The 11,975-nt window shown below is 37.7% G+C and carries 11 protein-coding genes; 1 reads left to right on the top strand and 10 read right to left on the bottom strand.

The genetic code is table 11. The features are described from left to right. Positions 1 to 91: 91 nt before the first annotated feature. From BMY85_RS10090 to BMY85_RS10055, 8 genes are all read right to left on the bottom strand, one after another. Entirely contained in the window at positions 92 to 1,168 is a 1,077-nt protein-coding gene (locus tag BMY85_RS10090) for a PRK06851 family protein (protein WP_092478156.1), read from the bottom strand. Between the two features lie 94 nt (positions 1,169 to 1,262). After that, complete coding sequence (locus tag BMY85_RS10085) at positions 1,263 to 2,246, bottom strand: bifunctional adenosylcobinamide kinase/adenosylcobinamide-phosphate guanylyltransferase (RefSeq protein WP_177180742.1); 984 nt, start codon at positions 2,244 to 2,246, stop codon at positions 1,263 to 1,265. 14 nt (positions 2,247 to 2,260) lie between these two features. After that, entirely contained in the window at positions 2,261 to 3,022 is a 762-nt protein-coding gene (locus BMY85_RS10080) for an adenosylcobinamide-GDP ribazoletransferase (protein WP_092478154.1), read from the bottom strand. Position 3,023: 1 nt separating this feature from the next. Next, positions 3,024 to 3,566, bottom strand: a complete 543-nt coding sequence (locus BMY85_RS10075; RefSeq protein ID WP_092478153.1) for a bifunctional adenosylcobinamide kinase/adenosylcobinamide-phosphate guanylyltransferase — start codon at positions 3,564 to 3,566, stop codon at positions 3,024 to 3,026. 19 nt (positions 3,567 to 3,585) lie between these two features. Beyond that, positions 3,586 to 4,515 (bottom strand): NYN domain-containing protein, encoded by a 930-nt coding sequence (locus BMY85_RS10070; RefSeq protein WP_242939721.1) that lies wholly within the window; start codon positions 4,513 to 4,515, stop codon positions 3,586 to 3,588. Between the two features lie 304 nt (positions 4,516 to 4,819). Continuing rightward, positions 4,820 to 5,728 carry a GNAT family N-acetyltransferase gene (locus tag BMY85_RS10065; protein ID WP_092478151.1) on the bottom strand — a complete coding sequence of 303 codons (909 nt, stop codon included), beginning with the start codon at positions 5,726 to 5,728 and terminating at the stop codon, positions 4,820 to 4,822. A gap of 148 nt (positions 5,729 to 5,876) precedes the next feature. Next, positions 5,877 to 6,644, bottom strand: coding sequence for a tRNA pseudouridine(38-40) synthase TruA (gene truA, locus BMY85_RS10060; RefSeq protein ID WP_092478150.1), 768 nt, complete (start codon positions 6,642 to 6,644; stop codon positions 5,877 to 5,879). A 125-nt stretch (positions 6,645 to 6,769) separates the two neighbouring features. Beyond that, positions 6,770 to 8,542, bottom strand: a complete 1,773-nt coding sequence (locus BMY85_RS10055) for a Na/Pi cotransporter family protein (RefSeq protein WP_092478149.1) — start codon at positions 8,540 to 8,542, stop codon at positions 6,770 to 6,772. A gap of 276 nt (positions 8,543 to 8,818) precedes the next feature. Here BMY85_RS10055 and BMY85_RS10050 point away from each other — a divergent pair, with 276 nt between their 5' ends. Beyond that, positions 8,819 to 9,448 carry a flavodoxin family protein gene (locus BMY85_RS10050; protein ID WP_092478148.1) on the top strand — a complete coding sequence of 210 codons (630 nt, stop codon included), beginning with the start codon at positions 8,819 to 8,821 and terminating at the stop codon, positions 9,446 to 9,448. Between the two features lie 634 nt (positions 9,449 to 10,082). On the opposite strand, the gene BMY85_RS10045 is transcribed toward BMY85_RS10050, so the two are convergent. Then, positions 10,083 to 11,051, bottom strand: coding sequence for a peptidase U32 family protein (locus BMY85_RS10045; RefSeq protein WP_242939720.1), 969 nt, complete (start codon positions 11,049 to 11,051; stop codon positions 10,083 to 10,085). A gap of 47 nt (positions 11,052 to 11,098) precedes the next feature. Continuing rightward, a complete protein-coding gene (locus BMY85_RS10040; protein ID WP_092478146.1) occupies positions 11,099 to 11,923 on the bottom strand; it encodes a hypothetical protein in 825 nt (274 codons plus the stop codon). Between the last annotated feature and the right edge of the window lie 52 nt (positions 11,924 to 11,975).

Here is an 11,975-nt window from a genome sequence, read left to right as displayed (position 1 = left end):
AATGCCGTGCCCTGTACTTCAAGGAAAGAACTTGCTTGATACACCATAAACGCAAAAAGCCAGGCAAACCGCCTAGCTTTTTGTATAACCACTATCTCTTTTCAATATCAATAATTAACTGATTCAGCATAACATCCACTACTCGGAACTCTGTTGCCTCAATATAATATGCTTCTAACTGATCGTGAAGTTCTTTCGCCTTCTTAAGATAAGAAACACCTTCTTTTATACATCCACGGTATCTGGCTTGAATATCAGCTAATTCCTCTGCATATTTCTCATCAGTTCCTTCTGCAACCAGTTCTTTATACATATCTACAACTACATCTGTTTCCCTGGATGGATAATACTCATGAGGTGCGGTACTATCAAAAATAACTGTATTTATTTCAGGAAACAGAATCATATCCAGACTGTTTGGATCAAAACCACAATGATAGACTTCTACATCCAGCCCTTTCATCTGGGCATGCACCATTAATTTCTTAAGCATGGTAGATTTACCTGAACCCGGACGGCCTTTAATAAAATATCTGTTCTCTAGGGGCTCAATAATATTTTCCACAAAATCTACGGAACCATCACAAGTTGCAGCACCAAAGAAACGATGGTACACTTTGCTTTCTTTTTCAAAAGAATTATCTTTTAAGACATCCTTAATTACCAGTTCTGTTAATTCATTAGCTTTATCAAAATCCATATTATTAATATAAATTTTCTCCCATTCATCATGAATTTTAATGCCCCTTGAAAATGCCTCATAAGCCCTTGGATAACAGACAGCGATTTGCTCCTGCAGTTTCATGATTTCTTTTTGTTCTGTTTTTAGTTTTCTTGTAACCCAAGCACATCCCAGATTTACATACTCCTCTACACATCCTGGAACTGCTGGTTCTATGACATGCGGGGCTGTTCCATCCACAATTCCAAATCCTAATTCCCTGACAATAACACCATCTAAAGATTTCGAATCTGATGAACAGTGGATATACTCTACTAAATACCGTTCCTCATAATTCTGGCCAATGCGTTTCATAAATGAAGATTTGCCGTTGCCTGGTCCCCCCTTTAGAATGAAAATCCGGTCTAAGTTCTGTAAATTGCTTGCAAACAGATTCTGGAATCCCTTTGCCGTATTGCCACAAGCAAAATAATGTTTTGCTGCCATAAACAACCACCTTATAATTCTCTTTCTATCATATTATGTCAGAACAAAAAGTTGGTGAAAGCAGCACACTTTATTTTCTTATGTCCTTCCAGTCCTAACCTATATTTTCCAAACTACAGATACACATTTCCTCTAAAAAGAGTTTTCCTTCATATCCTTGGCCATTTGGTACCTGCCATGAAAAGTAATCTTTGTGTGGCTGACTATACTGGTCTAACAAAGACATAATAGTGCCACCATGGACAACCAGAGCAATGCTCCCTATATCCGTACGGGAACTCCACTTTTTCATTTCTTTTACAAATGCCATCTGGCACCGTTCCCGAAAATGTCCTGGAAGTTCTCCCTCTGGAAATCCTGCCATGCCATTGGAATCAATAAATCTCTGGTAATCTTCCTCTTTAGAAAGCTCTTTATAGTTTTTGTATTCAAATTTGCCGAAATCACACTCCCGAAAATCTTCTACTACATGGTACTCCTGTCCTGGAAACAGGATTTTGGCCGTCTCTATGCATCGTTTCATAGGACTCGTCAAAACAATGTCTGGTTTTATCCTGGAATACTTTTTAGCAAGTTCCTGAAGTTCCGTTCGCCCTTTTTTAGAAAGAGACTCGTCTGTGGTTCCCACATATCGTTTTTCTTCATTTCCCTTTGTCATTCCATGACGGACTAGATAAATAGGAATTCCTTCCTGTTTTATGACAGTTGGCACTCCACAGACCATTCGTATCACTTTGCTGGCACGTGTGGCAATCTGACAGCACTGCCTTCCTGCAGTCTCACGGTATAATCTTTCAAACGCATCAACTGGCACAAGTCCATATCCAATCTCATCTGCTACAATCACACGAGGATTCATCTTTGACACGTACTCTCCGATCTGGCCTGCATCCAGTCCTAACCGAAGCATCCTCTTTATCAATAGATGAAACTCATAGATTACCAGTGCCGTATCCAGCTTTTCCAGTTCGCTTGTCTTACCCCAAAAAACTCTTTTCCTATCTGCAGTGGCGAAAGGATAATTCCTCTCCACATACTCCCGCTTTCCTTGATGACTGCCACCAATTATAAAATCCAAATCCATACCTCTTTCTATAAAGTTTTTATAAATACCTGGCTAACAATAGCCATCATTAAAATACCAAGTTCACACCTTTGAAGAAAATACCCTGCTAAATCTCCCGTAATTCCTCCAAATTCTTTTTGTGCCATTCTCCTGTAAGACAGGAAAATAAAAATGCCTGCTGCCCCGCAGATACTTCCCATTACAAGATCCGTAAAAAGCATTGCACCAATGCAGAGTACTATATAGAAAAGCATCACTGCCCTTACTTTTCTGGTCTTTGCTGTACTGGAAAACTGGACAAGCAGCCCATCTTTTTTTGCAGCAGGCAATGTTACCACTCCAAACCCGCTTAACGCTCTTGAATACACAAACCCAATTGCAACAATCCATGCACTCTCAATTGTAAGTTCACCTGTAAATCCAAGCACACATACAAAATAAATAATTGTCCATATAATTGCAAAGGCCCCTACATGAGGGTCCTTTAGTATTTCTAATTTCTTTTCTTTTGTCCCATAAGAATGCAGTGCATCTATGGTATCTATAAAACCATCTACATGTATTCCACCTGTAATAGCCACTGGCAATACACATAATATTACATTTCTCAATAAACCTTGGCAAGGAAGAAACCCCCAAAAAGAAAAAACTAGCATATATAAAATTCCAGCCACTGCACCAATCCAAGGAAAATAACACATGGCGTATTTCATATTTTCTTCCGTCCACTCCACCTTCGGCATAGGTATTTTGGAATACATAGCAAATGCAATAATTAATGAGTCCATTCTATCGTTCTCCCTTAATATATATTGGAATAGAGTATACAACTTCCACTACCTTGCTTGCACGTTTTGCAAGTTCCCGATTAATCTTTCCCAGATACGAAAGATAACGTTCCATCTCTATTCCATAATCCAATCCATCTGAAAAAACCTCATTGGTGACAATCACCAGTGCTTTGACCTGGCTAGAAAGCTTGTCCACTGCTGATAAAATGGCAGCAACCGTATTTTCTTTTGCCCCATCTGGCTCAAACAGCTCGTTGGCAACTAAATTAGACATGCATTCCAAAAGCACAATGCAGTCTTCTGGCACATTTACTTTTTCCAAGGACGTATAACATTCCACTGTTGAAAACTGTTTTTCTTTCCGCATCTTCCTATGTCTTTCTATTTTCTTCTCAGCTTCAGAACCATACGGCTTCATTGTTGCAATATAATATCTGCTTATATTCTGAACCATTTCTTCCTTTGTACTTAAATTTTCTGCAAGTTCCTCTGCATATGCAGACTTACCGCTTCCACTCCCACCAGTTACTAAATATAACATACATTTCCTCTCTATCTGCTTATGAATTACTTAGACAGCTGACATTGCTTCGTCCATTTTCCAAATCACAAATCTGTATACTATTAAAAGTATGTAAAAACTTAGAAAACTTAGAAAAACCAAACTGCTTAATAGAAAATTCTTCATTCTGCTGCTTAAGTTTCTGATTCAGCTCTCCTAAGTCTATGTATCCTTTCTCCTGCAGGCTGATAATATCCAGAATCTGCTTTTCGATATCTTTGATTTCCAGCTTATTATTTCTCGCTATATAGGTAGAATGCCCATCTTTCTTTATGCTTAACGTATCAAACTGCTCAATAAACTGGGACAATGTTCTGCAGTCATAATCTTTTAATGAAAATTCCGGGTAACGTTTTTTCAGCTCGCTTCCGATCTGCCCCATTCCAGTTGTTTTCTGTCTCTCATCATTTTGTCTGATAATCCCTTCCATGAACTCTCGAAGCTCCTCTTTTGGGATTCTTGCACCTTCGGATTCCAAGTCATTTTCGCCATCAAAGCCTGGCTCCATATCCAGATAAACATAACAGTCGCAAGCAAGGGAAAATGGTTTCGGCACTTTCTTTTCTCCCATGCCAATTACCTGTTTTCCAGCTTCTTTCAGCCTCACCGCCAGTCTAGTAAAATCACTGTCACTAGTAGCAAGACAGAATATATCCACATTACCTGTATATAAAATATCCATGGCTTCAATAATCACTGCAAAATCCGTTGCATTTTTTCCAGATGTATAACTGTACTGCTGAACAGGATTCAGCCCATACTCTAGTATTACATCTTTCCAGCCAATTGCAGAGTCACTTGTCCAGTCACGGTAAATGCGCTTATATGCCAGATTCCCATGTTTGACAATCTCCTTCATAATTTTATCAACGTACCGAGGGGATATATTCTCGGCATCAATTAATAGTGCAATTCTTTCTTTGTTCATTTTAATCACCCGTTTTTTATAAAATCAGATAAATGATTTCCTTATTTTTTCAAATCTTTTTATTAAAGTTATTTTAGCATGGAATCATAAAAAAAGGAACTTTATTCGAAAGAAAACATACAATATTTTGAAATGCTAGCTTTTTCTGCTGAAAATTTCGACTTAAACTGTAAAAAAACTGTACATTTGAAACATGCAAAACGCATAGAAAGAAATTAAATTCAAGTATTGCTAGTCCAAAAACAAATGGGAGTTCAGAATGTGCTCCTTAGGAATATGGCATCACTCTACGACTCCCCTTATCTTACGTACTCCACTTTTTTATCCAATAATCTTGATTCACATTATGCCGAAACCCTGCTTTTGTATAAAAATCAACGGCACTTTCATCAGGAACAGCAAACAGCGATTCCACATTAAGTTCTTTGCATCTTTTTAATGTTTCATACATTAACGCATATCCAATGCCCTGATTCTTATATAAACTGTCTCTCACAAGAGGCTCTATATACGCAGCCTGTGTATCCTTGTCATACCACAAGCCACAGAATCCGGCATAACTTCCATCTGGTGCCAGAATAACGGTACTGATTTCTTTCTGGTAATCAAACCATGCCTGCTTTATGGGCAGATACACATCATCATCATAAGCCGGCGGCTCTCCTGCATAATTTAATGCCTTCCATAAAAGCCTGTTCAGTTTCGTAAAATCATATACTTCGCTTAAAGTTTTCACTTGAAACTGCTTTGCCAAGTCCGGTGTTTCCATCATAGCAGAGACATCCCTCTTATAAAGCCTGCCGCCTTCGCATCTAGTATAGTCCTGACGGGCAAGCACTTCACTCATCTGGCTTAATGTTTTTCCAGATCTGGTACGAATATAACGCTTTCCTTCTCTGTTTGTTCCAGCAAAACGTTTTTCCGCATATGATAACATCTCTTCATAAAGCTCAACGTAATTTGGATGTATGTCGATATTCACTTCGCCAAGCCAAGGCCCAGACAAATGTACTATACCTACAATTCTGTCTCCAACTTCCCATATTCCATTTTCCTCATGATGAAACAAAGGATAACTTGGATACTGCAGCATACATTCCCACATAACTTTGAGATTGCCATATGCTGAATGATCATAGTCATACAATGTTTCAAAAAATTCACATATTTTCATCTGATCCCTATCATTATACTTCCGAAATAATGTAGTCAAACAGATACCCCCTCTTAACACAAGCGTGCTCTCTTAATCCCCTTTTTTTTGAATCATCTTATTCTATCACATTTCCTGCTTAGTGAAAATGGATTTTATGATTTATCGTAAAATTTTTTTATAATTTAGTCTATTTCTTTCTTGTTATTTACAAATTATTCCGTAATAGATCTACATTATATTCGATTTCCTGCAAAAATAGTCCTTGAGGCTGTGCAGGTTCACTTGCTTTAACTAAAGATTTCGTATCCAGTACCTCTTTGATACAGCTTACTTCCCTTTCCCCTAAACCAATATCCATTAACGTTCCTACAATTAAGCGGACCATATTATGCAAGAAATCATTTGCCTGCAAGGTTATCTGTATTTCACTTAAATCCTTATAGATATCTATTCCATAAATCTCTTTTTCTGTAGATTTTGTCTTTTTAACAGTTGAAAATTTTCTAAAATCATGTTTTCCTATTAAAAGTGCTGCTGCCTCTTTCATTTTCTCAACATCTAAGTCGTGGAAACAGTAATAGGTGTATTTTCTTTCAAACACGCTCTGTACTTCGCCTATTGCAATGCGGTACAAATATGTTCTGGACTTTGCATTTAACTGGGCATGAAAACGTTCTGGCATTTCTTCCACTTCTATCACAGCGATGTCTCTTGGCAGATAACGGTTAAAGTACTGTTTTATTTCATAAAGTTTCATTTTCGTACTGGTCTTAAAATTCACAACCTGTCCATATGCATGTACTCCAACTTCTGTTCTGCTTCCACAGTTTAGCTCTATGCGTTCGTTGGTCATCTTCTCAATCACACTTATAATCTTGCTTTCGATTGTATTGATTCCCTCTCCTTTTTCAAGACGCTTCCAGCCTGTGTAACGGCTTCCATCATATTCAATGGTCAATTTAATATTTCTCATGTATTCCTTTCACCTTTGTCTTTTTCTAAATTAGTTTACTTTTCTCTATTATACCTAGAAATAAATAAAAATACAATGAAAAAAGCCTCTTTCTACATGGCAGCTGAGACTTTTTTTCGATTTTCTTATAAACTTTGTGGCAGAGTATACTGTCTTTTATAGAAATCAAACTGTTTTCTGAATTCTGAATCTATCTCATGTTTCAATCTGAAAATATACTCATGAGCATCAAATTTACTCCTTTGCACCTGAATAACAGAAAGTCCAATATTAGAGCAATGGTCAGCAATACGCTCAAAGTTTACGCATAAATCATTAAACACAAAGCCTAATTCTATGGTACATTTTCCTTCCCCCAGACGTGCAACATGACGTTCCTTTATTTCTACATTTAAATAATCTACTGTTTCTTCTAAAGGTTCAATCTGCTTCGCTAGTTCTGGATCTTCTGTTACAAATGCTTTTTTTGCCATTTTCACAATATCCTTTACTGCATTCTGGTATACTGAAAGTTCATTCTTGGCTTGCACTGAAAACTGAATGTTTTTTTCCTGCATTTCTCTGGCTGCTTCCATTATATTAGAAGCATGATCGGATATTCGTTCAAAATCTCCTATACAATGAAGCATCTGGGCTATGGCCTGGCTATCCTTTACTGTCAAGCTTTTACTGCTTAATTTAATAAGATAAGTCCCTACCACATCCTCATAGTGATCTACCTGATTTTCCATCTTAGTAACCAGTTCTGCCCTCTCCTGATCGTAATGTTCCAAAAGCCCCATTGCCTCTTCTAAATTTTTCTCTACTAAATCTGCCATGCTTCTTGTAACCATCTGGCATTGTTTTACGGCGTAACCAGGAGTATCCAGAAAACGTGAATCTAGTTCTTTTGCAATTGAATCAAATTCACCAGCCTCTTCTTCTGTTTCACGTATGGTAGCACACGCAAGTTTCTCTAATGCTTTGGAAAATGGCAACAGCAAAAGGGTTGCTCCTATATTAAACGCACTATGGATTACAGCAATCGCTGCTCCATTTACTACATGAGCCAGAATCTGAAAATGAATCACTGCATTCAATGCATAAAATCCCATCATAAATACTGTAGTTCCAATTACATTAAAATAAAAATGTATGAATGCGGCACGTTTGGCATTTTTCTTAGCACCAGCTGAAGAAATAAGTGCTGTAACACAAGTTCCAATATTCTGTCCCATAATAATAGGAAATGCGGCCCCATATGTGACTGTTCCTGTCTTACACAAAGCCTGTAAGATACCTACAGACGCAGATGAGCTTTGTATAATTGCAGTTAAAACAGCTCCAGCTGCTAATCCAAAAACTGGGTTTTCAAACTTGATAAACAGATTTGTAAATGCTGGTTCATTGGCAAGTGGTTTTACTGCACCACTCATAATTTCCATCCCCGTCATAAGAATGGCAAAGCCAATCAAAATAGATCCGATATCCTTTTTCTTTTCTTTCTTGCTAAACAGGATAAAGAAAACTCCAATGATTGCAAGCACTGGTGAAAACGAAGTTGGTTTTAATAGCTGTATTACCAGATTTTCACTTTCTATTCCTGACAAGCTCAAAATCCAGGAGGTTACTGTAGTGCCAATGTTAGCCCCCATAATAATGCCAATGGATTGTGACAGTTTCATGATTTCTGAGTTTACAAAACCAACTACCATAACGGTTGTAGCAGAGGACGACTGTATTACCGCTGTAACACCTGCACCTAACAGAACTGCTTTTACAGGACTGGAAGTCAGCTTTTCTAATATCTTTTCCAGTTTTCCACCTGAAACTTTTTCTAAACCATTTCCCATAGTATTCATGCCAAAGAGGAATAAAGCCAGCCCTCCTATTAAAGTTAATACGCCAAAAATGTCCATACTTATACACTCCTTACATTTTCTTTTCTATTTAAATTTGTATTACTAGTTCCATCATAGAAAAACTGTGTAAAAAATGCATTGCTACATCCGTAAAAACTAGGTAAAACATTTTTTGTTATTGTATGGTATATGTAAACTTTCCGTCTATATGTAAAATAATCTTAATACTAAGCATGCTATTAAAGCAAATGCTTACGTATTTCTTGCGTATTTTTTGGATTCCTGTATAATAACTTATAGTAAGTTCATATTATTTTGAAAGGAGTACTTATCATGAAAGTATTATTATTTAACGGCAGCCCTAAGGCAAATGGATGTACATATACAGCTTTAACAGAAATAGCAAATGTTTTAGAAAAGGAAGGTATTGAAACGGAGATTTTCCAGATTGGCAGCAAAGCAGTCAGAGGCTGCGTAGGCTGTGGACTTTGTTCCCAAAACGAAGACCATCACTGTGCTTATAATGAAGACTGTGTAAATGAAGCCATCGACAAACTAAAGACTGCGGATGGATTTGTATTCGGTTCTCCTGTACATTTTGCTGGAGCATCTGGATTTATCACTGCTTTTCTGGATAGGCTTTTCTTGGCTGGAAGCTCTTATTTAGCCTATAAACCTGCTGCCTGTGTGGCTAGTGCAAGACGTGCTGGAACAACTGCTACTCTTGATCAGCTGAATAAATATCTTGGCATCCGTAACATGCCTATTATTTCAGGAAGTTACTGGAATATGGTTCACGGAAGCTGTCCAGAGGATGTGCAAAAAGACCTTGAAGGACTTCAGACAATGAGAAATGTAGGCCAGAATATGGCTTGGATTTTAAAGTGTATTGAGGCTGGAAAAGAGAATGGAATTGGGAAACCAGTGGCTGTAAGCGGGGCAAAGACTAATTTTATTCAATAATGAAATGTTAATCAAAAAGACTGTCCATACCTGCTTTACTAAGCCTGTATGGACAGTCTCTCTTTTTTAGGAAGTTTTATTAAAGAATATAGAACCCAAAGAATTCTACTCTTAATAACATATTTCACTGTTTCTATATATATCATATAGAAATCCCCGCTATGCTAACTTGCACAAGGTCAGCCAAAGCAGTCAGTCCTGACAAGATATTTTGCCCGAAATACCTGTCCGATTATAATTCGTTTTCCAGTTTCTTCTGCTATGCTCTTATCGGCCAATCTTTGCACACATTGCCGATATCAGCTTGATTGAAAGAAAAACCTTCACCTGCTGCAAATTCCACACCAAAAACTGCTCCACCATTCTTCATAACCTTTTCGCTTTTGCAGCTATACAGCGCACACAATAATTCTTTTTTGTATAGCTACCAGTGGACCCAGCCTTCGCTTTGAATTCAACACAGCCAGAATCACTTTTCCTTTCTCTCTGATACTCCGTTCTTCATAACCTTTTCATTATCTGGAATATCCCTCTCTTTAAATCTTCAATTGTTTTATGCATTGATTATAACCCACTCCCACAGGAAAAGAAACTCTATTGCACTATCATGTATCTTTTTCTGATACGAAATGAACTAAAATCTTGTTTCTGGATAATAACAGTTTAGCCCCATCTTACACATAATCATATTCTTTGATGGAAATTTCATTTTATTTAAATATTCTTCCTCAGAACTACACTCTTTTGCAATATTTACATTGTCACAGATTAAGCGGATATCCTCGCATACCTCCTCAAAGCAATCAGTTCTTCCTACAATTTTTCCAGCAGCAATTCCCAGCTTTACAAAGCGGTAGAGAGAACACAAACCACAAGCATAGGAATGAAAAATATTATGGTACAAAAGATTATTCAGTTCTGCATCATGGCGGTTCTGAAATCCTTCTGCCAATATAGCAAGCTCACTTTCTCCATTACATAATGCCGCACAAATTGCTGGCTTCTCCGAGCGATGCAATCCAAGACAATTAGAATCCGAAAAAGAGCATCCATTCCGCATCATAAATACTTCGTATTCCACGTCTGGAACAGCGTGGACAATCTTCTCAATATCCAAAATACTAAGATCTCTTGGAAGAATAATCCGTTCCACTCCAAGCTTCCAGTAATACTTTGCAATATCCGAATTGTAGATACCTGCAATGGTACTAATTACAACATTTAAACGGTACTTCTTCCCGATAGGAACCAGTTCAGGACAGGATACAATGATTCCATCTGCTCCCGCAGCATGAAGAGGTTCCATATAACGCTCCATGAAGTTTAGCTGTTCCTGCGTATAAATGCTAGAGTTAAACGTTACATAAATGGCCAGCTTATGTGATTTTACCTTCTGGATAATGGGCAAGATTTCCTCAAAAGAGTACTTATTAGCGGATTTTTTATACCCTGTAAGACGGTTTAAATCCGCATACTCCCCGAATTCCTCCTCCCATGCTTCCTCATAAAATCCTATATAAAATTCTCCTGCCCCTGCAATCTGATAGGCCTCAAAGTGTTCTTCATTATTAAATGGCACTAATGCTTTCAACGGGTACCTCATCTCTCTTTCCTCTGGTTATAGCCAGTTTTTCTCTCATTTCCATCTCTCTATAAGTCAATAGGGAAATAAATAATCCGATACTTTTGTAATCCATTTACTTCAAATCCTTTCTGTTTAAAATAAATGGTTCTTCCAAAACGTACATATTCCATATCCCCATCGGACACCACATACTTTAGCAAATGGCTGGCACAGTTTTCCTGGCAGGCATCATTCGCACGGAACTTTTTCGCTACCTCTTTCTGAATGGAGGCATACTCGCAGATTCTTCCCACAGTCTGATAGGTATAAGGTATATGAATCCCAGCGGTCAGTTCCTTAGGCATCTGTGAAAAATCCATAAGTTTATGAGTCATGTCCATTTCACAGCCCTGTACGTTGTACTTCACTAGGATTTCCTTCATGTAGTCTGTAAACATTTTAGGTTTCCAGGGAATCTGAAAATATTCTGTATATCTTGGATCCCGGTAGTCTTTCATAAACAGCCTTCCTAAATTCATCTTCTTCTGAAACTGTTCCTCATACCTTAGGGCCCCTACATCATTTACCGTTATTTCATCTATAAGGTTTGCACCAAGCTCTAGGATATGTGCTATCTTCTTCTTTCCTTCTTCTAAATCTCCTTCAGAAAATGTAGGGATCACTAACGTAACACAAAGCTCTTTATCCTGGCACATTGCAAATATTTCCTTTAGAAGCCCATCTTGCTGGTGCAGAAAATATTTTCCACAAAAACTGGTTCCAATATAGATTCTCTCACAGTCCTGAAAATCCGCTGCTTTCATTGCATCCGCATAGATTTCCCAAAGACTCCTCTTCTTTTTCAAGTAAGGCAGAATCTCACAAAAATTCAGACAATTAGCTGGATTCACATTTTCACTCCCTAACTTTATCTTCCATTTTTAGTATTGTAGTATCTGACTT

Origin of the sequence: [Clostridium] polysaccharolyticum, assembly GCF_900111595.1 — a bacterium.
GTDB lineage: Bacteria > Bacillota > Clostridia > Lachnospirales > Lachnospiraceae > Clostridium_AI > Clostridium_AI polysaccharolyticum.
The sequence above is the reverse complement of the archived record's forward strand: the minus strand, read 5'-3'. Positions and strand labels throughout refer to the sequence as shown.

Bases quoted from the DNA above. Each gene is read 5' to 3' on its own strand.
- BMY85_RS10090 (WP_092478156.1), bottom strand. From the start codon at position 1,168: ATGGCAGCAAAACATTATTTTGCTTGTGGCAATACGGCAAAGGGATTC.
- BMY85_RS10080 (WP_092478154.1), bottom strand. From the start codon at position 3,022: ATGGACTCATTAATTATTGCATTTGCTATGTATTCCAAAATACCTATG.
- BMY85_RS10075 (WP_092478153.1), bottom strand. From the start codon at position 3,566: ATGTTATATTTAGTAACTGGTGGGAGTGGAAGCGGTAAGTCTGCATAT.
- BMY85_RS10070 (WP_242939721.1), bottom strand. From the start codon at position 4,515: ATGAACAAAGAAAGAATTGCACTATTAATTGATGCCGAGAATATATCC.
- truA (WP_092478150.1), bottom strand. From the start codon at position 6,644: ATGAGAAATATTAAATTGACCATTGAATATGATGGAAGCCGTTACACA.
- BMY85_RS10055 (WP_092478149.1), bottom strand. From the start codon at position 8,542: ATGGACATTTTTGGCGTATTAACTTTAATAGGAGGGCTGGCTTTATTC.
- BMY85_RS10050 (WP_092478148.1), top strand. From the start codon at position 8,819: ATGAAAGTATTATTATTTAACGGCAGCCCTAAGGCAAATGGATGTACA.
- BMY85_RS10045 (WP_242939720.1), bottom strand. From the start codon at position 11,051: ATGAGGTACCCGTTGAAAGCATTAGTGCCATTTAATAATGAAGAACAC.